This window comes from Pseudomonas sp. B21-032 (assembly GCF_024748965.1).
In the GTDB taxonomy this organism is placed as follows: domain Bacteria; phylum Pseudomonadota; class Gammaproteobacteria; order Pseudomonadales; family Pseudomonadaceae; genus Aquipseudomonas.
Genome location: NZ_CP087180.1, coordinates 4925199 through 4950905 on the forward strand (window position 1 = coordinate 4925199; position 25707 = coordinate 4950905).

At 63.3% G+C, this 25707-nt stretch carries 21 protein-coding genes and 1 pseudogene; 17 read left to right on the plus strand and 5 right to left on the minus strand.

The window, feature by feature from the left end:
• Positions 1 to 18: 18 nt before the first annotated feature.
• Positions 19 to 132: pseudogene (gene moaC, locus LOY54_RS22685) on the minus strand (cyclic pyranopterin monophosphate synthase MoaC); the annotation flags it as partial.
• A 186-nt stretch (positions 133 to 318) separates the two neighbouring features.
• Between moaC and LOY54_RS22690 the strand changes: the two are divergent.
• Entirely contained in the window at positions 319 to 567 is a 249-nt protein-coding gene (locus tag LOY54_RS22690; RefSeq protein WP_258607984.1) for a hypothetical protein, read from the plus strand.
• A 63-nt stretch (positions 568 to 630) separates the two neighbouring features.
• Here LOY54_RS22690 and LOY54_RS22695 read toward each other — a convergent pair whose 3' ends face one another.
• Both LOY54_RS22695 and LOY54_RS22700 read right to left on the minus strand, forming a co-directional pair.
• Positions 631 to 2025 (minus strand): PhoH family protein, encoded by a 1395-nt coding sequence (locus LOY54_RS22695; protein ID WP_045197246.1) that lies wholly within the window; start codon positions 2023 to 2025, stop codon positions 631 to 633.
• Between the two features lie 340 nt (positions 2026 to 2365).
• Complete coding sequence (locus LOY54_RS22700) at positions 2366 to 3493, minus strand: polysaccharide deacetylase family protein (protein WP_258607986.1); 1128 nt, start codon at positions 3491 to 3493, stop codon at positions 2366 to 2368.
• Between the two features lie 134 nt (positions 3494 to 3627).
• Between LOY54_RS22700 and yaaA the strand changes: the two genes are divergently transcribed.
• From yaaA to LOY54_RS22780, 16 genes are all read left to right on the plus strand, one after another.
• Entirely contained in the window at positions 3628 to 4407 is a 780-nt protein-coding gene (gene yaaA / locus LOY54_RS22705) for a peroxide stress protein YaaA (protein ID WP_045197242.1), read from the plus strand.
• A 735-nt stretch (positions 4408 to 5142) separates the two neighbouring features.
• Positions 5143 to 6459 (plus strand): nucleotide sugar dehydrogenase, encoded by a 1317-nt coding sequence (locus LOY54_RS22710; protein ID WP_045197240.1) that lies wholly within the window; start codon positions 5143 to 5145, stop codon positions 6457 to 6459.
• Between the two features lie 63 nt (positions 6460 to 6522).
• Entirely contained in the window at positions 6523 to 8013 is a 1491-nt protein-coding gene (gene alg8 / locus LOY54_RS22715) for a mannuronan synthase (protein ID WP_177329156.1), read from the plus strand.
• Positions 8014 to 8050: 37 nt separating this feature from the next.
• Positions 8051 to 9217 carry an alginate biosynthesis protein Alg44 gene (locus LOY54_RS22720; RefSeq protein WP_258607987.1) on the plus strand — a complete coding sequence of 389 codons (1167 nt, stop codon included), beginning with the start codon at positions 8051 to 8053 and terminating at the stop codon, positions 9215 to 9217.
• Positions 9218 to 9229: 12 nt separating this feature from the next.
• Positions 9230 to 10726, plus strand: coding sequence for an alginate biosynthesis TPR repeat lipoprotein AlgK (gene algK, locus LOY54_RS22725; protein ID WP_258607989.1), 1497 nt, complete (start codon positions 9230 to 9232; stop codon positions 10724 to 10726).
• Positions 10723 to 12204 (plus strand): alginate export family protein, encoded by a 1482-nt coding sequence (locus tag LOY54_RS22730; RefSeq protein WP_045197235.1) that lies wholly within the window; start codon positions 10723 to 10725, stop codon positions 12202 to 12204. The genes algK and LOY54_RS22730 overlap by 4 nt, the downstream gene beginning before the upstream one ends.
• 18 nt (positions 12205 to 12222) lie before the next feature.
• Positions 12223 to 13788, plus strand: coding sequence for a mannuronan 5-epimerase AlgG (gene algG / locus LOY54_RS22735; protein ID WP_045197233.1), 1566 nt, complete (start codon positions 12223 to 12225; stop codon positions 13786 to 13788).
• Between the two features lie 13 nt (positions 13789 to 13801).
• A complete protein-coding gene (locus tag LOY54_RS22740) occupies positions 13802 to 15211 on the plus strand; it encodes an alginate O-acetyltransferase (RefSeq protein ID WP_258607991.1) in 1410 nt (469 codons plus the stop codon).
• 7 nt (positions 15212 to 15218) lie between these two features.
• Complete coding sequence (locus tag LOY54_RS22745; RefSeq protein ID WP_258607992.1) at positions 15219 to 16328, plus strand: mannuronate-specific alginate lyase; 1110 nt, start codon at positions 15219 to 15221, stop codon at positions 16326 to 16328.
• Between the two features lie 139 nt (positions 16329 to 16467).
• Entirely contained in the window at positions 16468 to 17925 is a 1458-nt protein-coding gene (locus tag LOY54_RS22750) for an MBOAT family protein (protein WP_195884985.1), read from the plus strand.
• A gap of 11 nt (positions 17926 to 17936) precedes the next feature.
• The gene (locus LOY54_RS22755) at positions 17937 to 19094 is read left to right on the plus strand and encodes an alginate O-acetyltransferase (protein ID WP_093379696.1); all 1158 of its coding nucleotides are present in this window, start codon (positions 17937 to 17939) and stop codon (positions 19092 to 19094) included.
• A gap of 13 nt (positions 19095 to 19107) precedes the next feature.
• Complete coding sequence (locus LOY54_RS22760; RefSeq protein ID WP_045197222.1) at positions 19108 to 19764, plus strand: alginate O-acetyltransferase AlgF; 657 nt, start codon at positions 19108 to 19110, stop codon at positions 19762 to 19764.
• Between the two features lie 33 nt (positions 19765 to 19797).
• Entirely contained in the window at positions 19798 to 21249 is a 1452-nt protein-coding gene (locus LOY54_RS22765) for a mannose-1-phosphate guanylyltransferase/mannose-6-phosphate isomerase (RefSeq protein ID WP_045197221.1), read from the plus strand.
• Positions 21250 to 21355: 106 nt separating this feature from the next.
• Entirely contained in the window at positions 21356 to 21820 is a 465-nt protein-coding gene (locus LOY54_RS22770) for a multidrug transporter (RefSeq protein ID WP_258607993.1), read from the plus strand.
• 85 nt (positions 21821 to 21905) lie between these two features.
• Positions 21906 to 22151, plus strand: coding sequence for a hypothetical protein (locus LOY54_RS22775; RefSeq protein WP_258607994.1), 246 nt, complete (start codon positions 21906 to 21908; stop codon positions 22149 to 22151).
• 146 nt (positions 22152 to 22297) lie between these two features.
• A complete protein-coding gene (locus LOY54_RS22780; protein ID WP_093379686.1) occupies positions 22298 to 23122 on the plus strand; it encodes an SDR family oxidoreductase in 825 nt (274 codons plus the stop codon).
• 41 nt (positions 23123 to 23163) lie between these two features.
• On the opposite strand, the gene LOY54_RS22785 is transcribed toward LOY54_RS22780, so the two are convergent.
• Both LOY54_RS22785 and LOY54_RS22790 read right to left on the minus strand, forming a co-directional pair.
• The gene (locus LOY54_RS22785) at positions 23164 to 24618 is read right to left on the minus strand and encodes an efflux transporter outer membrane subunit (RefSeq protein WP_258607995.1); all 1455 of its coding nucleotides are present in this window, start codon (positions 24616 to 24618) and stop codon (positions 23164 to 23166) included.
• Complete coding sequence (locus LOY54_RS22790) at positions 24615 to 25685, minus strand: HlyD family secretion protein (protein ID WP_258607996.1); 1071 nt, start codon at positions 25683 to 25685, stop codon at positions 24615 to 24617. Before LOY54_RS22790 ends, LOY54_RS22785 begins: the two co-directional genes overlap by 4 nt.
• Between the last annotated feature and the right edge of the window lie 22 nt (positions 25686 to 25707).

Here is a 25707-nt window from a genome sequence, read left to right on the forward strand (position 1 = left end):
CGCAGGCTTGCAGTTAAAGGTTTGCGGGAGCATGCGCACCCGCGCTTCGGCCACCGCCTCACGCGACGTCACGGCTTTATCGGTGACGTCGACCATGTTGGCGCGACCTTGGGAATCGAGATGGGTCAGCACAGCGTTACTCCTGTTTCAGGACAGTCGATTGTAAACCCTTGAGTCAGACCTTAGCGACAAGCGCGGACACTGCCTGGGGCTTTAAACATGCGATATCCATCTACTACACACTGATGCGTCTGCAGGTAGAAGCTGCCAATGCAACAACCTTGCACGCACCCTAACCTGATGCCAGGAGGCACCGATATGGTCATGAACGCGAAAGACTACGAAAAAATGCAACCCGTCTTTGCTCCCTACATTGGCAAGACATTCAGCAAGGAGTTAGCCGACGAGATCTGCAAAAATGCGGGTGGAGGTGAAGTTAGCGAGATTCGGCCGGGAGTCATTGGTTATACCGGGCAGAGCCCTTACCTGCTGATTCTCGACAACGACGACAGCATAGTGAGCGTAATTTTCACCGGTTGGGGTGCTTTTGGCCGCGGTTGGAAATGAAATTACCAGCAATGAAAAAGCCCGCATCGGCTGATGCGGGCTTTTTGCAACCTCCGTACCGGGTTACAGGTGCGATTCGGCGTATTCGGCCAGAATCGAGCGCGGTACGCCCTGCAGGGTGATGTGCACGCCGTTGGGGAAGTCCTTGAAGCGCTCGGTCAGGTAGGTCAGGCCGGAGCTGGTGGCGGACAGGTAAGGGGTGTCGATCTGCGCCAGGTTGCCCAGGCAGATCACTTTGGAACCGGCGCCGGCACGGGTGATGATGGTTTTCATCTGGTGCGGGGTGAGGTTCTGGCATTCATCGATCAGGATCAGGCTCTGCTGGAAGCTGCGACCGCGAATGTAGTTCAGCGATTTGAACTGCAGCGGCACCCGCTCAAGGATGTACTCGACGCTGCCATGGGTGTTTTCGTCATCCATGTGCAGGGCTTCGAGGTTGTCGGTGATTGCCCCGAGCCAGGGCTCCATTTTTTCTGCTTCAGTGCCCGGCAGGAAGCCGATCTCCTGGTCCAGCCCCTGCACGCTGCGGGTGGCGATGATGCGCCGGTAGCGCTTGCTGACCATGGTCTGCTCGATGGCGGCGGCCAGGGCCAGGATGGTCTTGCCGGAACCGGCCGCGCCGGTCAGGTTGACCAGGTGAATGTCCGGGTCGAGCAAGGCGAACAGCGCCAGGCTCTGGTGGATGTCACGCGGCTTGAGGCCCCAGGCTTCCTGGTGCAGCAGCGGCTCCTGGTGCAGGTCGAGCAGCACCAGCTCGCCATCCTTGATGCCCTTGATCCAGCCGACGAAGCCCTGCTCGTCAATGATGAACTCGTTGATGTGCACGGCCGGCAGGTTGTCGATCATCTGCACCCGGTGCCAGGTGCGGCCATGGTCCTGGCGGGTCTCGACCTTGCTGACGCGGTCCCAGAACGAGCCGGTGACGCTGTGGTAACCCTTGGACAGCAGGGAGACGTCGTCCACCAGCTGGTCGGTGCTGTAGTCCTCGGCCGCGATCCCGCAGGCGCGGGCCTTGAGGCGCATGTTGATGTCTTTGGTCACCAGCACCACGTCCAGTTCCTTGCGCCGGCTACGCAGCTCGAGCAACTGGTTGATGATGATGTTGTCGTTGAGGTTCTCCGGCAGCAGGCGGTTGGGCTCGTTGCGCGGGCTCATGAGAATCGACAGGAAGCCCTTGGGGCCGCTCTTGCCGCGCTGGATCGGCACGCCCTGCTCGACATCGGCCGGCGAGGCATCGCCCAGGGTCTGGTCGATCAGGCGGATGGCCTGGCGACATTCGGCGGCAATCGTATGTTTGCCCGTCTTGAGTTTGTCGAGCTCCTCCAGCACCGTCATCGGGATGGCGACGTGGTGCTCCTCGAAGTTGAGCAAAGCGTTGGGATCGTGAATCAGTACATTGGTATCGAGCACATAAAGGATTGGCTGGTTGGAGGAAGTGCTGCGTCCTTGATCATCCATACTCGGTCACCTTTGTGGGAGCCAGACGACGCAATACCTGAGCGGTGCTGCGCCGCGAAGTGGCCGCCGGTTCTCCCCTGGTCCGCGTCGTTACGGGTAGGGAGCTGCGAACAAAGAATGGGCCGTAGGACGCCACCTGTGCTGCAGGGTTCGGCGGTCTGTCTTCGTAATACCGCAAAACCCATGACCGGAAAAAGCGTTTTTACGTTTTTTTGAAGTTTATTTTTCGATCGACCAATTAGCCCTTGGCGCAGGGGCAAAGCACCGCTACAGTCATAAATCCAGTCATGTGAAATGCCTGCGGCGTTTTATTCCCGGGCGCCGCAAGAACCTTACCTTTTCACAGCTTTTCGCCGAAATTACGGCAATCTTCCCAGCCAATTCCACTCTGCACCGTTTGCTTGAGCAACCAGGCCACTGCCTCCTGCGCCTTGGGCTGGGCGTCGTGAAACTGGATCAGCCCCTTTCGCCACAGCAACATCAAGGTCAGCACCCGCTGGGCCGACTGTTCGCTGTTCAACGCGCCCTGATCCTGGGCGTCGATATCCCACAGCACCACCTGCAAATGCTGGCCGGCGAAGAATGCCTGGCTGTCGGCACGGCGCTGGCCATAAGGCGGCCGGAACAACGGCACATACTGCTGCGGCAAGTCGCCCTGCACCCGCGCCTGACTGCGCAGCACCGAGTCCTGCCAGCCCTGCCACTGCCCGTGGGAGCGGTACTGCCAGCCTTGCAAGCCCACGCACTGGCCCTGGTAGAGCGCCCGCAGGTCGCTAAGCGAGGTCTTGTCGCGGCGGTTCTGCAGGCTGTTGCCCAGCACAAAAAAGGTCGCCGACAGCCGTTGCCGGCGCAGGAACTCGGCCAGGCCGTCGGTACTGCCGCCCGCCAAGGATGGGCCGCCATCGAAGGTCAGCATGAATAGCCGGTCGTTGAGCTCGTCGCCATTGCGCTCAAGGTCGGAGAAGCGCTCGATTTCGCTGGCGGTCTGCGGGAACAGCGCGGCCTTGCGCAGCAGCTCGTCCAGGTAGCGCTCGTGAAAGGCCCGGCTGGGCTCGGCCCAGCTCGCGTAGAACGAGTCGGCGGCGACTTCGAAGGTTGCCGTCTGCTTGCGAAAATCGCCCAGGTCGTCGATGGCATAACAGAACGAGGCGTCCTGCTCGCAGCTCTTTTGCGCCAGGTCGTAGTTGCGCCATAAGCGCTGCCACAGGCGCTGGCGCAGCGTGTTGATCGACAGCAGATTGACCTGGCGCAGGTTCAGCCGCGCCGCCAGGGCGTTCTGATCAAGCATTTCGCTTTCAGCCAGCACCCGGGCAAACCCGAGGATTTCGGCGCGCGAGGCGACATCGAACAGCGCCGGGCTGTCGAGCTGCTCTGGCCAGTGGCTGCGGTCGAAAGTGGCGACCGGGGCTGGCGCGGCCTGGGCCGTGACGCTGAACAGGCCAGCCAGTAAAACAAGGGCAATGCGCACGATCGGGCTCTCCGTTTTCCTCGCCGCGCACTATAGCGCCAAGTGTCGGGATGGTCTGTGGCTATTGCCTTGATAGCTGGAGATCGCCGCCCCCGCCCCGTAGAATCGGCGCCACGAATAAAGGAGCCGACCTGATGCTGACGGTGATTTCCCCCGCCAAGACCCTCGACTACGACACCCCGCCGGTAACCCAGCGCTACACCCAGCCGCAGTACCTGGATGATTCCCAGGAACTGATCGTGCAGTTGCGCGAGCTGTCGCCGGCGCAGATCAGCGAGCTGATGCACCTCTCCGACAAGCTCGCCGGGCTCAACGCCGCGCGCTTCGGCAGCTGGACCCCGGCCTTCACCCCGGACAACGCCAAGCAGGCGCTGCTGGCGTTCAAGGGCGACGTGTATACCGGGCTCGACGCGCAAAGCCTCAGCGAAGACGACTTCAGCTACGCCCAGGAGCACCTGCGCATGCTCTCCGGGCTGTACGGTCTGCTGCGCCCGCTGGACCTGATGCAGCCTTACCGTCTGGAGATGGGCACCAAGCTTGCCAACGCCCGCGGCAAGGACCTGTATGCCTTCTGGGGCACGCGCATCAGCGAGTGGCTGAACCAGGCCCTGGCCGAGCAAGGCGACGACCTGCTGCTGAACCTGGCCAGCAACGAGTACTTCAGCGCGGTCAAGCGCAATGCCCTCAAAGCGCGGGTGATCAACACCGAGTTCCGCGACTTCAAGAACGGCCAGTACAAGATCATCAGCTTCTACGCCAAAAAAGCCCGCGGCATGATGAGCCGCTTCGTGATCCAGGAACGCATCAACGATCCCGAGCAGCTCAAGCAGTTCGATGTGCAGGGCTACTACTACAGTGCCGAGCTGTCGAAGGCCGACAACCTGGTGTTTCTGCGCGATCACGCGGACGAGTAAAAGCTTTCGCGGCCCGACTTGTCCCGCGATAAATACGCCACAATCCTGGCGCCAAAAAACCACCCCTCTAGCTTTATCGCAAAACGCCATAAGACCGTTCGTAATTTTTTGACGAATTTTGAAAAAATTTTTCCGGTACTGGCATAAAAACATCCCACCTCGAGTTCGTCCTTTATATACAGGGACGAAACTGACAAGTGCTATCAAAGTGAAAGTATGGCCATCAGATAAAATATTAAAAAATCTTTCACGGCCCCTGAACCGCCCCCGGAACTTATCCCCTCAGCCATCGCTCATACCACCCGTAACGATTCTCGAGCGTTATGTGAGAGATGACCTACAGCATTAATTGGAGCGCACAGTCATTGTGCATCCAGACAACTTTGACTTGAGTGTCGGTCACCCGACCCACAGTTGAACCCAGGAGAAACGCGCCCCTACAAATCGTCCTTGTGGTTGATTTCAAAGGATTTTATTCACTTGAAAGAACAAGCACTGCAGTTTCGGGTAACCGATCTGCAATAAAGACGGCTGCATAACAGGGCACGCCCATAATTATTGGCCTTTGGCTGCCAACTTTAAGTGCAACGACTTTTGCACTTGATATTTATATGCCTGCACACGGTGAAGTGACATCTTTCTGCCACGCCTCCGTGTGCCCGATAACTGCTGGTTAATCAACCCGGTCTGGCTCTATTTATTGAGCCGGCGTGATAAACACATGAGGTGAATGCGATGCGTATCAGCATCTTTGGTTTGGGTTATGTGGGTGCAGTCTGTGCTGGCTGCCTGTCGGCACGTGGCCATGAAGTGATTGGCGTCGATGTATCCACCACCAAGATCGACCTGATCAACCAAGGCAAATCGCCGATTGTCGAACCGGGGCTCGAAGCCCTGTTGCAACAGGGTATCGACAATGGCCGCCTGCGTGGCACCACCGATTTTGCCGCGGCGATTCGCGACAGCGACCTGTCGATGATCTGCGTCGGCACGCCAAGCAAGAAGAACGGCGATCTGGGCCTGGAATACATCGAGTCGGTGTGCCGCGAAATCGGCTTCGTACTGCGGGAAAAATCCAGCCGCCACACCATCGTGGTACGCAGCACCGTGCTGCCGGGCACGGTGAAGAACGTGGTGATTCCGATCCTCGAAGACTGCTCGGGGAAAAAAGCCGGCGTCGACTTCGGCGTAGCGGTCAACCCGGAATTCCTGCGCGAAAGCACCGCGATCAAGGACTACGACCAGCCACCCATGACCGTCATCGGCGAACTGGACAAGACCAGTGGCGACCTTCTGCAATCGCTGTACGAAGAACTCGACGCGCCGATCATCCGCAAGGACATCGAAGTGGCCGAGATGATCAAGTACACCTGCAACGTCTGGCACGCCACCAAAGTTACCTTCGCCAACGAGATCGGCAACATTGCCAAGGCGGTCGGCGTCGATGGTCGTGACGTGATGGATGTGGTCTGCCAGGACAAGGCCCTGAACCTTTCGCAGTACTACATGCGCCCGGGCTTTGCCTTCGGCGGCTCGTGCCTGCCCAAGGACGTGCGCGCGCTGACCTATCGCGCCGGCAGCCTGGACGTCAAGGCGCCACTGCTCAACTCGCTGATGACCAGCAACGAGTCGCAGGTGCAGAACGCCTTCGACATCATCGAAAGCCACGACAAGCGCAAGGTCGCCCTGCTCGGCCTGAGCTTCAAGGCCGGAACCGACGACCTGCGCGAAAGCCCGCTGGTGGAGCTTGCCGAACGCCTGATCGGCAAGGGCTACGAGCTGAACATCTACGACAGCAACGTCGAGTATGCGCGGGTCAACGGCGCCAACAAGGAATACATCGAGTCGAAAATCCCTCACGTGTCGTCGCTGCTCAATGCTGACTTCGAGCAGGTGATCAACCACGCCGACGTCATCGTGCTGGGCAACCGCGACGAGAAGTTTCGCGCCCTGGCCCAGCAGGCGCCCGCCGGCAAGCAGGTCATCGACCTGGTCGGTTTCATGAGCAAGGCCTCCTGCCCGAGCAGCCGTACCGAAGGTATCTGCTGGTAACCCGCAGGTTGCGCGGGGCCGCCCGGCCCCGCGCGCCATCAACGCCCCTTCCATTCGATACGGATGCAGAACATGCATAGGCTCAAGCACGGCCTGCTACAGGTCGCCGGTTGGCTGTTCTACGTGAGCCTGCTCATGTTGATCGCCCTGGCCTTGCCCAACTCCATTTTCGACCCCGACTCGAAGGACTTCATTTTCCTGGTCGGCGCCGTCGGCATCTGGCGCTATTCCATGGGTGCCACGCACTTTGTCCGCGGCATGCTGTTTCTCTACGTGGTCTACCCCTACCTGCGGCGCAAGGTGCGCAAGCTCGGTAGCGCGGCCGACCCATCTCATGTGTACCTGATGGTCACCAGTTTTCGCATCGATGCCCTGACCACCGCCCAGGTCTACAGCTCGGTGATCCGCGAAGCGATCGACTGCGGCTACCCGACCACTGTGGTCTGTTCGCTGGTGGAAATGTCCGACGAACTGCTGGTGAAAAGCCTGTGGGAGAAATACAACCCGCCGCAGCGCGTGACCCTCGATTTCGTGCGCATTGCCGGTACCGGCAAGCGCGACGGCCTGGCCTACGGCTTTCGGGCCATCTCCCGCCACCTGCCGGATGAAAACGCCGTGGTCGCAGTGATCGATGGCGACACCGTGCTCGGCGAAGGCGTGGTGCGCAAGACCGTGCCCTGGTTCAAGCTGTTCGGCAATGTCGGCGGCCTGACCACCAATGAATTCTGTGAAGTGCGTGGCGGCTACATCATGAGCGAGTGGCACAAGCTGCGCTTCGCCCAGCGCCACATCAACATGTGCTCGATGGCCCTGTCCAAGCGCGTGCTGACCATGACCGGACGCATGTCGGTGTTCCGCGCCGCCGTGGTGACCAACCCCGAGTTCATCGCCGACGTCGAGAACGACTCGCTGCAGCACTGGCGCCTGGGCCGCTTCAAGTTCCTCACCGGCGACGACAAGTCGAGCTGGTTCAGCCTCATGCGCCTGGGCTACGACACCTTCTACGTGCCGGACGCGGCGATCAACACGGTCGAGCACCCGCCGGAAAAGAGCTTCATCAAGGCCAGCCGCAAACTGATGTACCGCTGGTACGGCAACAACCTGCGGCAGAACTCCCGCGCCCTGGGCCTGGGCATCCGCCGCCTGGGCCTGTTCACCAGCGTGGTGTTGTTCGACCAGCGCGTGTCGATGTGGACCAGCCTGCTGGGCCTGACCGTCGCGGTGATCGCCAGCCTCAAGTTCGGCCCGGCGTTCCTGCTGGTGTACCTGCTGTGGATCGGCATCACCCGGCTGATCCTGACCCTGATGCTGTTGTGCTCGGGCCACAACATCGGCCCGGCCTACCCGCTGATTCTTTATTACAACCAGATCGTCGGCGCGATCATGAAGATCTACGTGTTCTTCCGCCTCGACAAGCAGTCCTGGACCCGCCAGCCCACTGCCCTCAAGCGCGACCTCGCCAGCTTTCAACAATGGTTCAACACCTGGTCCTCCCGGACCATGACCTTCTCGGCGGCCAGCATCTTCATTGCTGTGCTGTTCATGGTCGTGTGAGCCGGAACCCGATTGGATTAAACAGGAACAAATCGCCATGAATACCGCCGTGAACGTCAATGTCGTGCATGAGTCCGAAGCCCAGCGCCAGCACGCCCGGGTACGCATCCCGGCCAAGCTGCGCTACCTGGGGGAGAACCGCGAAACCCTCGAAGTGAAGGTCGACGACCTTTCCGCCGGCGGCCTGAGCTTCCATGCCAAGCACCCGTTGAAAGTCGGCGAAGTGCTGCGCGGGCGCTTGCAGTTCACCGTCGACAAGCTCGGCCTGGCCATGGACATCGAGTTCCAGGTGCGCTCCTTCGACCCCTCCAGCGGCCGCGCCGGCGTGCAGTTCCAGAACCTCGAACCCCGCGATATCGCCACCCTGCGCCACATCATCACCTCGCACCTGTCGGGCGAGCTGATCACCATCGGCGACGTACTCAGTACCCTGCAGCGCGACAACTTCACCAAGGCGCGCAAACAGAAAGACGCCAGCGGCGGCATGAGCGCCTTCGGCCGCTTGCGGGCGGTGACCTTCAGCCTCGGCGTGTTCGTGGTTGGCGTTGCCGCCTTCGGCTTTATCGCCAAGTCGGTATACGGCCTGTACTTCGTCAGCCATGCCCAGGCCGGGGTGGTCAGCGTGCCGACCAGCAACGTCACCATGCCCCGCGACGGTACCGTGCAGGGCCTGGTGCAAAGCGGCGGCCAGGTGGTCAAGGGCGCGCCATTGGCCTCGTTCAGCACCAGCATGCTGGACATGCTCAAGGGCCACCTGGATGACCAGCAACTGGAGCCGGCCAAGGTCGAGGAGCTGTTCGGCAAACAGATGAGCGGCACCCTGACCAGCCCCTGCGATTGCGTGGTCGCCCGCCAGCTGGTGGATGACGGCCAGTATGCAAGCAAGGGCCAGGTGATCTTCCAGCTGGTCCCGCGCACCAGCATTCCCACGGTCGAAGCGCGCTTCAGTTACCGCCAGTTCGACGACGTCAAACCAGGCTCGCGCGTGCACTTCACCGTCGCTGGCGAAGAGCAGACCCGTACCGGGCAGATCGTCAGCAGTAGCAGCCTGAACAGCGAAGACCTGTCCTCGGACATCCGCGTGCAGATCAAGCCGGACGAATCGCTGCCCAGCGAACTGGCCGGCCGCCCGGTGGCGGTAGACAGCAATCGAGGCCCGTCGCTGGACTGGCTGATCGATAAAGCCGTGGCCCGTGGGCTCTAAGAGGATCTGCCCATGAATATGCTCACCACCCCAACTGTGGGAGCGGGCTTGCCCCGCGATGAAGCCCCTCAATTCCCCAAAGCGTTGTGCTCGATCGCGGGGCAAGCCCGCTCCCACAGTGGCACCCTTCTCGGCCTGGCCCTGGCCATCAGCCTGGCCGGTTGTGCCGGCCTGCCCGACCAGCGCCTGGCCAATGAAGCACTCAAGCGCGGCGACACCGCCCTGGCCGAACAGAACTACCGCCAGCTCGCCGACCTCGGTTACAGCGAAGCCCAGGTGGGCCTCGCCGATATCCAGGTGGAAACCCGCGACCCGGCCAAGCTCAAGGAGGCCGAAGCCACCTACCGCGCCGCCGCTGATATCTCGCCGCGCGCCCAGGCCCGCCTCGGCCGTTTGCTGGCGGCCAAGCCGGACGCCAGCGAAGCCGAGCGCCAGGAAGCCGAAACCCTATTGAAAAAAGCCTTCGCCAATGGCGAGGGCAACACCCTGATCCCACTGGCGATGCTCTACCTGCAATACCCGCAGAGCTTCCCCGGCACCAACGCCCAGCAGCAGATCGACACGTGGCGCAGCGCCGGCTACCCCGAAGCCGGCCTGGCCCAGATCCTGCTGTACCGCACCCAGGACAGCTACGACCAGCACCTGGACGAGGTCGAGCGCATCTGCAAAGCGGCGCTGAGCAGCACTGACATCTGCTACGTGGAACTGGCCACCGTCTACCAGAAGCGCGCCCAGCCCGAGCAGCAAGCGGCACTGCTCGAGCAAGTCAAAAGCGCCTACCAGCGCGGTGCAATCCCGGCCACCCGGGTCGACAGCGTGGCCCGCGTCCTGGCCGACCGCAGCCTCGGCCAGACTGACGAGAAAACCGCCCAGGCCCTGCTTGAGCAGGTGGCGCCGGTCAACCCCGGTTCCTGGGTCAGCCTGGCGCAGTTGCTCTACGACTTCCCTGAGCTTGGCGACACCGACAAGCTGATGGAATACATCGACAAGGGCCGCGCAGCCGAACAACCGCGCGCCGAACTGCTGCTGGGCCGCCTGTACTACGAAGGCAAGACCGTGCCGGCCGATGCGCAGCAGGCCGAAACCCATTTGCTCAGCGCCGCCAACGCCGGCGAAGTCAGCGCCCATTACTACCTGGGCCAGCTGTATCGCCGCGGTTACCTGGGCAGCGTTGACCCGCAAAAGGCCGTCGATCATCTGCTCAGCGCTGCCCGCGGCGGCCAGCTCAGCGCCGACTACGCCCTGGCCCAGTTGTTCAGCGAAGGCCACGGCATTCGCCAGGACCTGGTCAACGCCTGGGTGTTCAGCCAACTGGCGCAAGCCAACCCCAGCGATCAGTCGCGCGAGCTGGCCGCCCAGCTCGACCAGCAACTCACTCCCGCGCAAAAAGCCCAGGCCGAGCGCCTGCTGCAGCAAGAGCGCCAGGCCCGTGGCGCCATGGGCCCGGGTGCCGATGCCCTGGCCCTGCAGGCCCAAGCGCAACCCGAACAAGGCGAGGACTCCCTATGACACTCAATCCGTGGATGAAAGCAGGCGTAGGCCTGGGCTTCGCCCTGCTCTGGTCGTGCCCGACCCTGGCGGCAATGACCGCTGAAAAGAACTTCGGCCTGGACGTGAAGATCACCGGCCAGTCCGAAGACGACCGCGACCTGGGTACCCGCTCCGGTGGCGACGTCAACGGCCTGGGCCTGGACCTGCGCCCCTGGGTGTACGGCGAGCGCGGCAACTGGAGCGCCTTTGCCATGGGCCAGGCGGTGGCCGCCAGCGACATCATCGAGACCGACACCCTGCGCCAGTCCGGCGATGAGGCCGAGTCCGACAGCGGCCGCGCCCATGGCCGCGAAGCCGATAAAAGCTACCTGGCCATGCGCGAATTCTGGGTCGGCTACAGCGGCCTGACCGCCTACCCCGGCGAGCAACTGCGCTTTGGCCGCCAACGCCTGCGCAACGACGACGGCATGTGGCGCGACACCAACATCGAAGCGCTGAACTGGACCTTCGACACCACCCTGCTGCGCGCCAACCTGGGCGTGGCCGAGCGCTTCAGCGAGTACCGTACCGACCTCACCGAGCTGGCGCCGGAAGACAAGGACCGCCTGCACATTTACGGCGACGTTGCCACGCAGTGGACGCCCGGGCACTGGGTCGGCCTGCGCGCCCACCACACCCACGACGACGGCAAGCTGAAAAATCCCGGCGAAACCGTCGACGCCCTGGACAAGACCCGCACCGGCGACCTCACCTGGCTGGGACTGGAAGCCAACAGCGACGCCTATAACTGGCGCAACCAGAACCGCGTCAACTACTGGGGCAGCCTGACCTGGCTGAGCGGCGATCGCGACAGCCTCAACACCACCACGGTCAACGGCGAGCAAGTGGCCAGCGGCAAGCAGAGCGGCGACGTCAATGCCTGGGCCACCGACCTCGGTATCCGCCTGCGCCTCGATCCCAACTGGCAGGTCGGCGCCGCTTATGCCCGCGGCAGCGGCGGCGGTGGCGGCGACGGTTCGGGCAACTACGAGCAGACCGGCCTTGAAAGCAACCGCTCCAACTTCACCGGCACCCGCTCGCGCGTACACCGCTTCGGCGAAGCCTTCCGTGGCGAGCTGGGCAATGTCCAGGCGGCGACCCTGTTCACCTCCTGGCAACTGCGCGACGACTACGACGCCAGCCTGATCTACCACAAGTTCTGGCGCGTCGATGGCGACCAGAACATCGGCAGCAGCGGCATCAACGCCGTGGTCGAGGACAACGGCATCAACCGGCCGCTGATCCAGGGCGAGAAAGACCTCGGCCAGGAGATGGACCTGGTGGTCACCAAGTACTTCAAGCAGGGCCTGTTGCCCGCCGCGCTGAGCCAGTCGATCGACGAGCCGTCGGCGCTGGTGCGCTTTCGTGGCGGCGTGTTCAAGCCCGGTGATGCCTATGGCAAGGAAGCGGACTCCTACATGCACCGCGCTTTCGTCGACGTGATCTGGCGCTTCTGACGCCTGGGGTGCAATCAAATGAGCCTTCAACCGAACAAGCTCCACGCCTTATTGGCCGGCACCCTGCTGCTGGCCAGCAGCATCGCCCTGGCCAACGGCCAGGCGCCGACGCCGGTGGCCAAGGAGCTGCAGCAGGCCAAGACCTACACGGTCAGCAGCGCGCCGATCGAGCCGCTGCAGATCCCGGCGCCCACCCTGCCCGAGCTGTCCGGCTATAGCGCGCAAGCGGTGCAGAAAAAGATCGACCGCTCGCACAAGGGCAAGGTCTCGGTGCGGCGCATGCTCCAGGAAAACAGCCTCAAGGAGTTCATCGGCGGCGACAACAAGATGGCCGAATGGGTGGCGCGCCAGCACGGCATCCCCCAGGCGATCTTCATCGACGACGGCCATGTGAACTTCACCGAGCTGAGCAAGCAGGTGCCCGCCCAGTACCTGCGCGAAACCGCGCCGGGCGTGTACCTGGCGCGCCTGCCGATCGTGGTCGGGCAAAAGGGCGTGCTCGAGATCGACGCCAAGGTCAAGGAACTGCGCCTGTCCCAGGAGGGTGGCGCGTTCATCGTCAACGACGGCAAATTGTTCGTCAGCGACACCCGGGTGACTGGCTGGCGCGAGAAAGACAACGGCCCGGCGACCTTCCGCTCGCCGAAGGAATTCCGCCCGTTCCTGCTGTCGTGGGGCGGCACCGAGACCTACATCGTCAACAGCAAGATGGCCAGCTTCGGCTATGCCAAGAGCAAGTCCTACGGCGTGAGCATTTCTCAGTACACACCGAACATGGCCAAGCAGATGGGCCGCCCGGAACCCACCGGCTGGATCATCGGCTCCGAGTTCAGCGACATGTGGTACGGCTTCTACTGCTACGAAACCAGCGACTTCGTGGTCAAGGACAGCACCTACCGCGACAACATCGTCTACGGCATCGACCCCCACGACCGCTCGCACCGATTGATCATCGCCGGCAACACCGTGTACGGGACCAAGAAGAAGCACGGCATCATCGTTTCACGCGAGGTCAACGACAGCTGGATCATCAACAACAAGAGCTACGACAACAAGCTCTCGGGCGTGGTCATCGACCGTAACAGCGTCAACAACCTGATCGCCTACAACGAGATCTACCGCAACCACACCGACGGCATCACCCTGTACGAGAGCGGTGACAACCTGATCTGGGGCAACAAGCTGATCAGTAACCGCCGCCACGGCATTCGCGTGCGCAACAGCGTCAACATCCGCCTGTACGAGAACGTCGCCATGGCCAACGGCCTGGTAGGCGTCTACGGGCACATCAAGGACTTGTCCGAGACCGACCGCGACATCGCCCTCGACCCGTTCGACACCAAGGTCTCGCTGATCGTCGTCGGCGGTGAGCTGGCGGCCAACGGCAGCGGCCCGCTGTCGATCGATTCGCCGCTGAGCGTGGAGCTGTACCGGGTGTCGATGCTGGCGCCGAGCAAGGCCAGCGGCATCAGTTTTTCCGGAGTACTGGGCGATCGCCAGGACGAGATTCTCGACCTGATGGTGCGCCAGGGCAAAGCCGTGCTGATCGATCCGGTCGAGCGCCAGACCGAAATGCTGGACTGAGGAAGCCAATCCTATGCAACCACAACTGACCAAGCTGCTGAGCCTTTGCGGCCTCGCCACTGCCCTGCTGGCCATCAGCGCCGGCGCCTCGGCCGAACAGGTCCAGGCACCGGACTTCACCGCCGAGCCGTGCTGCCAACTGTGCCCGCAGGCCCACGACGCCAGCCGCTACACCACCCGCTACCAGCAGAACTTCACCACCCTGGTGCAAGCCCAGGGCGACTGGCTGTTCCGCACCCGCGAAGACCTGCGCACCGAATTCGACACCACCCCGGCCGGCTACCGGCGCCTGCAGCAGTTGCACGATGCGTTCAAGGCCAAGGGCGTGGAACTGGTGATCGTCTACCAGCCGACCCGCGGCCTGGTGAACCGCAACATGCTCAAGCCGGCCGAAAAGGCCGCCTTCAATTACGCCAAGGCGCTGCACAACTACCAGGCCATGCTCGGGCGCTTCAGCCAGATGGGCTACACCGTGCCCGACCTGTCGCCGCTGACCAACGAACAACTGGCCGCGGCCGACCAGGGCAAGGATTTCTACTTCCGTGGCGACCAGCACTGGACCCCGTACGGCGCCGAGCGCGCGGCAAAAATCGTCGCCGACAGCGTGCACAAGATGCCTGCCTTCGCCAACGTGCCCAAGCGTGAGTTCGAGAGCCACAAGTCCGGGCGCATGGGCAAGACCGGCACCCTGCACAACGTCGCCGGGCAGCTGTGCGGCACCAGCTATGCGGTGCAGTACATGGACCAGTTCGTCACCGAGCCCAAGGGCGAGAGCGGCAGCGACGACCTGTTCGGCGATTCCGGCAACCCGCAGATCACCCTGGTCGGTACCAGCCACAGCGGCAAGAACTACAACTTCTCGGGCTTCCTTGAGCAGTACATCGGCGCCGACGTGCTCAACGTCGCCTTCCCCGGCGGCGGTCTGGAAGGCTCGATGATCCAGTACCTGGGCAGCGAAGACTTCCAGAACAACCCGCCGAAGATCCTCATCTGGGAATTCTCGCCGCTGTACCGCCTCGACCAGGAAACCATCTGGCGACAGATGCTCGCCCTGGTCGACAACGGCTGCGAAGGCAAGCCTGCGCAGATGAGCGCCAGCACCGCGCTCAAGCCGGGCAAGAACGAGCTGATGGTCAACGGCCGTAACGGCGTGATCAAGGACCTGACCAATGGCCGCCACCAATTGGATATCCAGTTCGAAGACAAGTCGGTCAAGACCCTGCAAGCCACCCTCTGGTACATGAACGGCCGCCACGAAGACCTGAAGATCGAGAAGCCGGAAACCGCCGACACCGATGGCCGCTTTGCCTTCGAGCTGCGCGAGGATGAGGACTGGGCCGCCCAGACCCTGCTCGCCGTCGAAGTCCAGGGGCCGCAAAGCGGCAGCCAGAAAGTCGAAGCCACGCTGTGCAAACGAAAGTGAGGCGCCTATGAAAAATTTCAGCACATCCCCTGCAGCAGCGCTCGCACTGGCGCTGGCCCTGTTCGGCCCGGCCGCGCACGCCGCCGGGCTGGTCCCTCCCCAGGGCTATTACGCCGGGATCGAAAAACTCAAGACCGGCGACAGTGACTTCAAATGCGCAGCCATCCCCACGCCCTACACCGACAAGCTGCAGTTTCGCAGCAAGTACGAAGGCTCGGACAAGGCCCGCGCAACCCTGAACAAAGCCTCGGAAAAGGCCTTCCGCGACTCCACCGCGAGCATCACCACCCTCGAGCGCGGGGTCAGCAAACAGGTCATGCAGTACATGCGCGATGGCCGCCCGCAACAGCTCGATTGCACCCTGGAGTGGCTGAGCAGTTGGGCCAGCGCCAATGCGCTGATGTCCACCGACTACAACCACACCGGCAAGTCGATGCGCAAATGGGCGCTGGGCAGCCTCAGCTCGGCCTGGCTGCGCCTGAAGTTCTCCAACTCACAGCCGCTGGCGGCGCACCAACAACAGGCCGAACTGATCGAGAAATGGTTCGGGCGCCTGGCCGACCAGGTGGTCAAGGACTGGAGCGACCTGCCGCTGGAGAAGATCAACAACCACTCCTACTGGGCGGCCTGGTCGGTGATGGCCACCGCCGTCGCCACCGACCGCCGCGACCTGTTCGACTGGTCGATCAAGGAATACCGCGTGGCCGCCAACCAGGTCGACGCCCAGGGCTTCTTGCCCAACGAGCTCAAGCGCAAGCAGCGCGCCCTGGCCTACCACAACTACGCCCTGCCGCCGCTGGCGATGATCGCCAGCTTCGCCCAGGCCAACGGTGTCGATGTGCGCCCGGAAAACAACGGCGCACTCAAGCGCCTGGGTGAGCGGGTGCTGTCGGGCTCGAAAGACCCGAGCCCGTTCAAGGCAAAGAACGGCGAGAAACAGGACATGGACGACCTCAAGATCGACAGCAAATACGCCTGGCTCGAACCCTGGTGCAGCCTCTACAGCTGCAACAGCGACGTGCTCGGGCGCAAGCACGACATGCAGCCGTTCAAGAGCTTCCGCCTGGGCGGCGACCTGACCCGGGTCTATGACCCGCAGGCCGAACAGAAAAAATGAGCTAGGACCTGTCGCGGGTCAAGCCCGCTCCCACAGGAGCGCGGCGAACCCGCGATGCTTTAAACACTGCCCCCCGCGTTCCGACATGGGGGGTTTGGGGGGCTGCTGCCCCGGTTGCTAACGACAAGGAGAGATCGGGATGGTGTTTTCATCCAACGTGTTTCTGTTCCTGTTCCTGCCGATCTTTCTCGGCTTGTACTACCTGAGCGGGCAACGCTATCGCAACGCCCTGTTGCTGCTGGCCAGCTACGTGTTCTATGCCTGGTGGCGGGTGGACTTCCTGGCGCTGTTTGCCGGGGTCACCCTGTGGAACTACTGGATCGGCCTGAAAGTCGGCGCCGCCGGCGTGCGCAGCAAGCCGGCCCAGCGCTGGCTGCTGCTGGGGGTTGCGGTCGACCTGGGCATCCTCGGCTACTTCAAGTACGCCAACTTCGGCGTCGACAGCATCAACGCGATCATGACCTCGTTCGGCCTTGAGCCGTTCATCCTCACCCATGTGCTGCTGCCGATCGGTATCTCGTTCTACATCTTCGAGTCGATCAGCTACATCATCGATGTGTACCGCGGCGACACCCCGGCGACCCGCAACCTGATCGACTTCGCCGCCTTCGTGGCGATCTTCCCGCACCTGATCGCCGGCCCTGTGCTGCGCTTCAAGGACCTGGCCGACCAGTTCAACCACCGCACCCACACCCTCGACAAGTTCTCCGAAGGCTGCACGCGCTTCATGCAGGGCTTCATCAAGAAGGTGTTCATCGCCGACACCCTGGCGGTGGTCGCCGACCATTGCTTCGCCCTGCAGAACCCGAGCACCGGCGACGCCTGGCTCGGCGCCCTGGCCTACACCGCGCAGCTGTACTTCGACTTCTCCGGCTACAGCGACATGGCCATCGGCCTGGGCCTGATGATGGGCTTTCGCTTCATGGAGAACTTCAAGCAGCCGTACATCAGCCAGTCGATCACCGAGTTCTGGCGGCGCTGGCATATCAGCCTGTCGACCTGGCTGCGCGACTACCTGTACATCACCCTGGGCGGCAACCGCGGCGGCACCTTCGCCACCTACCGCAACCTGTTCCTGACCATGTTGCTGGGCGGCCTGTGGCACGGCGCCAACTTCACCTACATCGTCTGGGGTGCCTGGCATGGCATGTGGCTGGCGATCGAGCGGGCCCTGGGCATCAACGCCGCGCCGCAGCGTTTCAACCTGGTGCGCTGGGCCTTCACCTTCCTGCTGGTGGTGATGGGCTGGGTGATCTTCCGCGCCGAGAACCTGCACGTCGCCGCACGCATGTACGGCGCCATGTTCAGCTTCGGTGACTGGCAACTGTCGGAGCTCAACCGCGCCAGCCTCACCGGCCTGCAAGTGGCAACCCTGGTGCTGGCCTACGTGACTCTGGCGTACTTCGGCCTGCGCGACTTCTATCGCAACGCCAGGCCCGCGCCCAAGGCCAGCCCGGTGGCCGTGCATGCCGACGGCAGCCTGAGCCTGGACTGGGGCCTGTACGCCACCCGCGCGTTGGTGCTGCTGCTGTTCGTGGCCTCGATCCTCAAGCTCTCGGCGCAAAGCTACTCGCCGTTCCTTTACTTCCAGTTCTGAGCGAGCCGACCATGACCCGACATTTACGCAAACTCTACGCCCTGCTGTTCCTCGCCCTGTTGCTGGGCCTGGGCCTGTGGTCGCTGGGCGGCCTGGGCAGTTTCCAGCGCACTGCGCAGATGAGCGCCCTCGACGGCAAGCTGGCCAAGGCCGCCGAGACCCACTACGACGAGCAGTTCCCGCTCAAGCGCATCGGCACCAACCTGTGGGCGGCGCTGGACTTCAAGCTGTTCAACGAAGGCCGCCCGGGCGTGGTGCTGGGCCGCGAGCACTGGCTGTTCAGTGACGAGGAGTTCAAGCCGGTGGCCAACAGCGACCAGTACGAACAAGAGAACCTGGCGCTGATCCGCGGTGTGCGCGACACCCTGCAGCAACACGGCGTGCAACTGGTGCTGGCGATCGTACCGGCCAAGGCGCGGCTGTATCCGGAGTATGTCGGCGAACAGACCCCGGCCAGCCTGCACACCGACCTGTACAACGAGTTCCACGCCCAGGCCCGCCAGGCCGGCGTGTTCGCCCCCGACCTGCTGGCGCCGCTGCAAGAGGCCAAAGCCCGTGGCCAGGTGTTCCTGCGCACCGACACCCACTGGACGCCGATGGGCGCCGAAGTGGTTGCCCAGCACCTGGCCGCCGCCGTGGCGCGCCAGACCCTGCTCAACGGCGAGCCCCAGCAGTTCGTCACCGAACAGCGCCAGAGCGCGCCATACAAGGGCGATTTGACCAACTTCCTGCCGCTCGACCCGCTGTTCAGCAACCTGCTGCCGCCGCCGGACAGCCTGCAAAAACGCAGCACCCGACCGGCCGAGGCTGAAGGTGAAAGCGGCGATGCATTGTTCGCCGACAGTGAAATCCCGGTGGCGCTGATTGGCACCAGCTACAGCGCCAACCCCAACTGGAACTTCCTCGGAGCCCTGCAGCAAGCACTGCGCAGCGACGTGGTCAATTACGCCGAAGACGGCCATGGCCCACTGCTGCCGATGCTCAAGTACCTGCAAACCGACGCCTTCAAGAACAGCGCGCCGCAAGTGCTGATCTGGGAGTTCCCGGAACGTTATCTGCCAATGAAAAACGACCTCAGCGCTTTCGATCCGCAGTGGATCGCGCAGCTGAAAAAAACCCGCAATGCCAATCAAGACCTGGCCCTGTCGTCCCATCGGACGGAAAACTGAAGAGGAAACGCACATGACCTTGCATACCCAAAAGCTGCGCATCGCCAAAGCCTGCGCCCTGGCCGCCGGCCTCAGCCTGCTCTCGCTGCAAGCCCTGGCCGGCGCCGACGCCGCGCTGTATGGCCCGACCGCGCCGAAAGGCTCGACCTTCGTGCGCATCTACAACGCCGGCGCCCAGCCAGTGAGCGCCAGCGTCGGCAACACCCAGATCAGCGAAGTGGCGGCCCAGGGCAGCAGTGACTTCAGCTTCATGCCCCAGGGCGATTACAGCGCCAAGGTCGGCAGCCAGAGCCTGCCGGTCAAGCTCGCCGCCGATCACTACTACACCCTGGTCAACAACGCCTCGGGCCAGCCGCAACTGGTCGAGGAGCCACCGTTCAAGAACAAGCAGAAATCCCTGGTGCGGGTACAGAACCTCAGTAGCCAGGCCCTGACCCTGAAGACCGCCGACGGCAAGACCGAAGTGGTCAAGCCGGTGGCCGCCAAGGCCCGTGGCGAGCGCGAGATCAACCCGGTCAAGGTCAGCCTGGCGCTGTATGAAGGCGATAAAAAAGTCAGCGATCTGAAGCCTGTGGCTCTGGAGCGCGGCGAAGCAGCGGTGCTGTACGTGACCGGTTCCGGCAGCAGCCTGTCGCCGGTCTGGGTCAAGCGCCCGGTATCCACCCGTTAACCACCTGCCTATTTCTATTTTTGGAGAACACCCATGATTCCAGTCATTCTGTCCGGTGGTAGCGGTTCGCGTCTGTGGCCGCTGTCGCGCAAGCAGTTTCCCAAGCAGTTCCTGGCCCTGACCGGTGAACACACCCTGTTCCAGCAAACCCTCTCGCGCCTGGTGTTCGACGGCATGGACGCGCCCATCGTGGTCTGCAACAAAGACCACAAGTTCATCGTCAGCGAGCAGCTGCAAAGCCTCAAACTTCAAACCCAGGGCATCCTCATGGAGCCCTTCGGCCGCAACACCGCGCCGGCGGTGGCACTGACCGCGATGAAGCTGGTTAACGAAGGCCGTGACGAGCTGATGCTGGTGCTCCCGGCCGATCATGTGATCGACGACCAGAAAGCCCTGCAACGGGCCCTGGCCCTGGCCACCGTGGCCGCCGAGCGCGGCGAGATGGTGCTGTTCGGGGTGCCGGCGACCAAGCCGGAAACCGGCTACGGCTACATCAAGTCGAGCCAGGACGTGCTGCTGCCCGAAGGCGTCAGCCGGGTGGCGCAGTTCGTCGAGAAACCGGATGAAAAACGCGCCGCCGAGTTCGTCCGGGCCGGTGGCTACTTCTGGAACAGCGGCATGTTCCTGTTCCGCGCCAGCCGCTTCCTCGAAGAGCTGAAAAAGCACGACGCCGATATCTACGACACCTGCCTGCTGACCCTGGAGCGCAGCGAGGAAGACGGCGATAACCTGAGCATCGACGAAGCCACCTTCGCCTGCTGCCCGGACAACTCCATCGACTACGCGGTGATGGAAAAGACCCAGCGCGCCTGCGTGGTGCCGCTGTCGGCGGGCTGGAGCGATGTCGGCTGCTGGTCGTCGCTGTGGGATGTGCATGAAAAAGACCACAACGGCAACGTCACCAAGGGCGACGTGGTGGTCCAGGACAGCCACAACTGCATGATCCACGGCAACGGCAAGCTGGTATCGGTGATCGGCCTTGAAAACATCGTCGTGGTCGAGACCAAGGACGCCATGATGATTGCCCACAAGGACAAGGTCCAGGGCGTCAAGCAACTGGTCAACACCCTCAACGAACAAGGCCGCAGCGAAACCCAGAACCACTGCGAGGTGTACCGGCCGTGGGGCTCGTACGACTCGGTGGACATGGGCGGGCGTTTCCAGGTCAAGCACATCACCGTCAAGCCCGGTGCCAGCCTGTCGCTGCAGATGCACCACCACCGCGCCGAGCACTGGATCGTGGTGTCCGGCACTGCCGAGGTGACCTGCGACGAGAACGTGTTCCTGCTCACCGAAAACCAGTCCACCTACATCCCTATCGCTTCGGTGCACCGCCTGCGTAACCCGGGCAAGATCCCCCTGGAGATCATCGAAGTGCAGTCGGGCAGCTACCTGGGCGAGGACGATATCGAGCGCTTTGAAGATATCTACGGACGCTCGACGCCGATCGAGCGCGGGATCTCGATCAAGACCATCGCGCAGTAAAACCCCAATCGCGGGGCAAGCCCGCTCCTACACATTGTGGGAGCGGGCTTGCCCCGCGATGCTTTTTGGTTAGGATGAAAGCACCCCCACCCACAAGGTTCGCTCCATGTTCATCGGCGCCCTGCTCATCCTCACCTGGCTGGTCCTGCTGCTGCGCTACCCGGCCAAAGCCCTGCCGATTTCGCTGGCGGCGCTGTTCGGCCTGGGCCTGGTGGCGTTGTGGGTGGTCTGGCTGGACAACCGCGAAGCCAGGCAACTGGCCCACCTGGAGCTGCGTCTGACCTACGCACCCGACCAATGCCCGGCCGATCGCCCGCTGCAGGTGCACATCAATAACGGCAACCCGGTGCCACTGGTGGAGCTGCGCTGGCGGGTCGCGGCCTATGCCCCGGGCGATACCGTCAACCTCGCTGAGAACACCTACGCCGCCCCGCGCTACCGCGGCCCCGGCGAGCTGCAGCCCGGCGCCAGCTGGCAGGAGTGCCTGCCGTTGCCGCCACTGCGTTCCGGCTACCGGCCACAGAGCGTCGACTACCGCGCCGAGCACCTGCAAGGCAGCTTCGCCGACTGAGCACCTGGTATTTTTGCCAGGTTACCCAAGCGGCAAAATCCTATTGAATGACTCCGCGTACTTCACTGCCTAGCGGAGTAAGGTCATGGTCGATACATCGCCAGCGGTTCAGGACCAGTTCAAGCAACTGTTCGAACGGATCAATCATCATCAACCGCTGGCCAGGCCCGTGGTGATCCTGGTGTATTCGGACACCTGCCCGGCATGTGCCGATGCCAAGCGCAATGTGGCAACCCTGGCCGACAAGGGCTATCGAGACTGCGTTGACTTCTATCAACTGACCTTCGCCACCTTCAGGGCACTGTCCCGCGACATTCAGCCCCCCGGGTAACCCACGTGCCCACTCAACTGCTGTATGACAGGGCAAGCCAACGCCAGCTCTGGACCGGCATTTGCACCGATCAGTTGGAAAATGCATTGAAAACGCTGATTGCTGAACTATGATCCAGTACCCCCACTGCTCAAGGACAGCAGCTCATGCCCAGCGTGTTGATCACCGGATGCTCCAGCGGTATCGGTCTGGCTTTGGCCGAGACCTTCAAGAATGCCGGCTTCGAGGTCTGGGCCACGGCGCGCAAGGCCGAGGACGTAGACCGCCTGGCCGCCAGCGGCTTCAATGCCCGCCAACTGGACGTCAATGACCAGCAGGCGCTGACGCAACTGGCCGGTGAACTGGAACAGCACGGCCAGGGCCTCGATGTACTGATCAACAACGCCGGCTACGGCGCCATGGGGCCGCTGCTCGATGGCGGCGCCGAGGCGATGCGCCGGCAATTCGAAACCAATGTGTTCGCCGTGGTCGGGGTCACCCGCGCATTGTTCCCGGCGCTACGCCGCAACAAAGGCCTGGTGGTGAATATCGGCAGTGTTTCCGGGGTACTGGTCACGCCGTTCGCCGGTGCCTACTGCGCCTCCAAGGCGGCCGTGCACGCCCTGAGCGAAGCCTTGCGCCTGGAAGTGGCGCCCTTTGGCATACGGGTCATGGAAGTACAGCCTGGCGCAATTGCCTCGCAATTCGCCAGCAACGCCGGGCACGAAGCCGAACAACTGATCGGTGAACAATCGCCGTGGTGGCCGCTGCGCGAAGGCATCCGTGCCCGCTCACGCGCCTCCCAGGACAAACCGACCCCGGCGGCCGACTTCGCCCGCGATGTCCTCAAGGCCGTGCGCCAGCCAGAGCCGGCGGCGCTGGTACGCCTGGGCAATGGCAGCCGCGCCTTGCCGCTGCTGCAAAACTGGCTGCCGCGGGGCTTGCTACAGCGCGTGCTGAAAAAACGCTTCGGCCTGGACCGCGCGCTCTAGGCGATCGAGCGCAGCACGCCGGGTGCATGACCGCGCAACGATCACCCCTGGGCGGCGGTCTGCAACGGCTCGCTGAACGGCTGCCATCCACCGCCCAGCGACTTGTACAAGCCAACCAGGGCCTGGGACACCGCCGCCGAACTTTCGACCCACTGCTCCTGGCTGGCCAGCAAGGCGCCCTGCACGCTGAGTACATTGAGAAAGTCCACGGCGCCCTCGACATACTGCTGCTGCGCGGTCTGCAGGGCGATGCGGTTCTGGCGCACGGCCTCTTCGAGCAGGTCGCGGCGCAACTGGCTGGCGTTGTACAGGCGCAGCACATCGTCGATTTCGTGCCAGGCGCGCAGTACCACCTGCTGATAGCGCAGAGCCGCTTCCTGCTGCTGGGCTTCGCGCAACTTGAGCACGCCGCGCAGGCGCCCGCCTTCGAAAATCGGCAAGTTCAGTTGCGGGCCGATGGCGAATCGACGCGCATCCCAGCTGCCGAAATCCGACAACTGCAGTGACTGCAAACCGACATTGCCCGACAAGCGGATGCTCGGATAAAAATCCGCCTTGGCCACCCCGATACTGGCGGTGGCGGCATGCAGCTGGGCCTCGGCCTGAAGAATGTCCGGGCGCCGCTCGGCCAGCTCCGACGGCACGCCGATGGCAAAGCGTTGCTGCGGCGTCGGCATCGCGCCTGGCTCCAGCAATTCGGCCTGCAGGCTGCGTGGTGGCTCGGCCAGCAACAGGCCGAGGGCGTTGATCAATTGTGCCTGGCGCTCTTCCAGGGTCGGCAGGCGGGCCTCGACCGAGGCGACCTGGGCACTGGCCTGGGCCACATCGAGGGCGGTGGCTACCCCGTCGCGCAGGCGCATTTGCGACAGGCGCAGGCTGTGCCGCGAAACCTCAAGGTTCTCCCGGGTGACGGCCAGGGTGCTCTGCACCGCTCGCAGCTGGATGTAGTTGCCGGCGGTCTCGGCCAGCAGCGACAACAGCACGCCACGGCGGTCGTTCTCGGCGACTTCGACCACCGCGTCGGCGGCTTCGACCTGGCGGCGTACGCGGCCCCAGAGGTCAAGCTCCCAACTGGCGGTAAAGTCGCCCTGCCAGAGGTTGAAGGCCGACTTGCCGCCGTTGCCGGACGGGTCGTTGAGGCCTTCGGCACTGTTGCGCGCCCGGCTGTATCCGCCGCCCAGATCAACCGACGGGGTTTGCTCGGAAGCGATGCTCATGCGCAGCGCGCGGCTTTGCAGCAAGCGCGCGCTGGCGATCTGCAGGTCGAGGTTGCGCTGGCTGGCGCGCTCGATCAGGGCACTGAGCTTGGGGTCGTGAAAGCTTTCCCACCAGCGCTGCTCCAGCGGTGTAGCCTGGGCTTGACTGGCGGCGGGGGTTTCCTGCAGCGCCGGCCATGCGGCCGGGGCATGGCTGTCAGGCGCGCTGAAATCCGGGCCCAGGCTGCAGCCGGCCAGCAGGCTCAGCAGCAGCGGGCAAAGGGCGAATGCAGGTTTCATCGGGCGCTGACCTCTTTACCGGTACTCAGGCTCGCGCCGGTATCGATCGTGGCCACCACCGACATGCCGACCCGCAGGCGATCCAGCAATGGCTGGTTGGCGTCGAAGACAATTTTCACCGGAATGCGCTGCACCACCTTGGTGAAGTTGCCGGTGGCGTTGTCCGGCTTGACCGCCGCGAAGGTGACACCGGTAGCCGGGGCGATGCTCTCGACCCGCCCGTGCAGGTATTCATCGGCAAAGGTGTCCACGCGGATCTGCACCGGCTGCCCGGGTTGCACGTGGGTCAGTTGGGTTTCCTGGAAGTTGCCGAGCACATAGGCGTGCTCCAGCGGCACCACCGACAGCAACCGCGCCCCCGGGTTGACGTAGGCGCCAACGCGCAGCGCGCGCTCGCCGACCATGCCGTCGATGGGCGCGACGATGCGCGTGTACGACAGGTCCAGTTGCGCCCGCTCAAGGCTTGCCTGGGCATGCTTGAGGCCCCCTTCGGCGCTGTCGACCTGGGCGCTGAGGATATCCACCTGCTTGCGCGCCGCCGCCAGCGCCGCCTGCGAGTTGGCCAGCCGCGCCCGCGCCTGATCAACCCGGCTGCGCGCCTGCTGGGCGTTCTGCACGGTACCGGCGCCCTGCTCGGCCAGGCGGCTGTGGCGGGTCAGTTCGTGATTGGCGAAGGCCAGCTCAGCCTGGTCGGCACTGACCGCGGCCTGGGCCTGGTCGATCAGCGAGGCCTGGCGCTCGAGGGTCGCCCGGGCGTTGTGGCTTTGCGCGCTAGACACCAGCAGTTGCGCCTGCGCCGCCGCCAGCGCCGCCTGGTAGTCGCGGTCGTCGATCTGCGCCAGCAACTGGCCGGCCTTGACCTGCTGGTTGTCCTCCACCAGCACCTGCTTGATAAAGCCGGCCACCTTCGGTGCGATCACCGTGTAGTCGGCAGACACGTAGGCGTCGTTGGTGCTCTGCGCGCTGTCGTGGCCCAGCAGCATCGGGCCGAGCACGCCGGCAATCCCTGCCACCACCAGGGCGGCGACGATCAAGGCGGTTTTTCGGTGAGTTGTTGTCGTGGTCATGTCTTTCTCTCAAATCCGCAAA

What these genes read in the sequence shown, in the direction of transcription:
- LOY54_RS22690 (WP_258607984.1), top strand. Translation starts at nt 319, where the DNA reads ATGGTCATGAACGCGAAAGACTACGAAAAAATGCAACCCGTCTTTGCT.
- LOY54_RS22695 (WP_045197246.1), bottom strand. Translation starts at nt 2,025, where the DNA reads ATGGATGATCAAGGACGCAGCACTTCCTCCAACCAGCCAATCCTTTAT.
- yaaA (WP_045197242.1), top strand. Translation starts at nt 3,628, where the DNA reads ATGCTGACGGTGATTTCCCCCGCCAAGACCCTCGACTACGACACCCCG.
- LOY54_RS22710 (WP_045197240.1), top strand. Translation starts at nt 5,143, where the DNA reads ATGCGTATCAGCATCTTTGGTTTGGGTTATGTGGGTGCAGTCTGTGCT.
- alg8 (WP_177329156.1), top strand. Translation starts at nt 6,523, where the DNA reads ATGCAGAACATGCATAGGCTCAAGCACGGCCTGCTACAGGTCGCCGGT.
- LOY54_RS22720 (WP_258607987.1), top strand. Translation starts at nt 8,051, where the DNA reads ATGAATACCGCCGTGAACGTCAATGTCGTGCATGAGTCCGAAGCCCAG.
- algK (WP_258607989.1), top strand. Translation starts at nt 9,230, where the DNA reads ATGAATATGCTCACCACCCCAACTGTGGGAGCGGGCTTGCCCCGCGAT.
- LOY54_RS22730 (WP_045197235.1), top strand. Translation starts at nt 10,723, where the DNA reads ATGACACTCAATCCGTGGATGAAAGCAGGCGTAGGCCTGGGCTTCGCC.
- algG (WP_045197233.1), top strand. Translation starts at nt 12,223, where the DNA reads ATGAGCCTTCAACCGAACAAGCTCCACGCCTTATTGGCCGGCACCCTG.
- LOY54_RS22740 (WP_258607991.1), top strand. Translation starts at nt 13,802, where the DNA reads ATGCAACCACAACTGACCAAGCTGCTGAGCCTTTGCGGCCTCGCCACT.
- LOY54_RS22745 (WP_258607992.1), top strand. Translation starts at nt 15,219, where the DNA reads ATGAAAAATTTCAGCACATCCCCTGCAGCAGCGCTCGCACTGGCGCTG.
- LOY54_RS22750 (WP_195884985.1), top strand. Translation starts at nt 16,468, where the DNA reads ATGGTGTTTTCATCCAACGTGTTTCTGTTCCTGTTCCTGCCGATCTTT.
- LOY54_RS22755 (WP_093379696.1), top strand. Translation starts at nt 17,937, where the DNA reads ATGACCCGACATTTACGCAAACTCTACGCCCTGCTGTTCCTCGCCCTG.
- LOY54_RS22760 (WP_045197222.1), top strand. Translation starts at nt 19,108, where the DNA reads ATGACCTTGCATACCCAAAAGCTGCGCATCGCCAAAGCCTGCGCCCTG.
- LOY54_RS22765 (WP_045197221.1), top strand. Translation starts at nt 19,798, where the DNA reads ATGATTCCAGTCATTCTGTCCGGTGGTAGCGGTTCGCGTCTGTGGCCG.
- LOY54_RS22770 (WP_258607993.1), top strand. Translation starts at nt 21,356, where the DNA reads ATGTTCATCGGCGCCCTGCTCATCCTCACCTGGCTGGTCCTGCTGCTG.
- LOY54_RS22775 (WP_258607994.1), top strand. Translation starts at nt 21,906, where the DNA reads ATGGTCGATACATCGCCAGCGGTTCAGGACCAGTTCAAGCAACTGTTC.
- LOY54_RS22780 (WP_093379686.1), top strand. Translation starts at nt 22,298, where the DNA reads ATGCCCAGCGTGTTGATCACCGGATGCTCCAGCGGTATCGGTCTGGCT.
- LOY54_RS22785 (WP_258607995.1), bottom strand. Translation starts at nt 24,618, where the DNA reads ATGAAACCTGCATTCGCCCTTTGCCCGCTGCTGCTGAGCCTGCTGGCC.
- LOY54_RS22790 (WP_258607996.1), bottom strand. Translation starts at nt 25,685, where the DNA reads ATGACCACGACAACAACTCACCGAAAAACCGCCTTGATCGTCGCCGCC.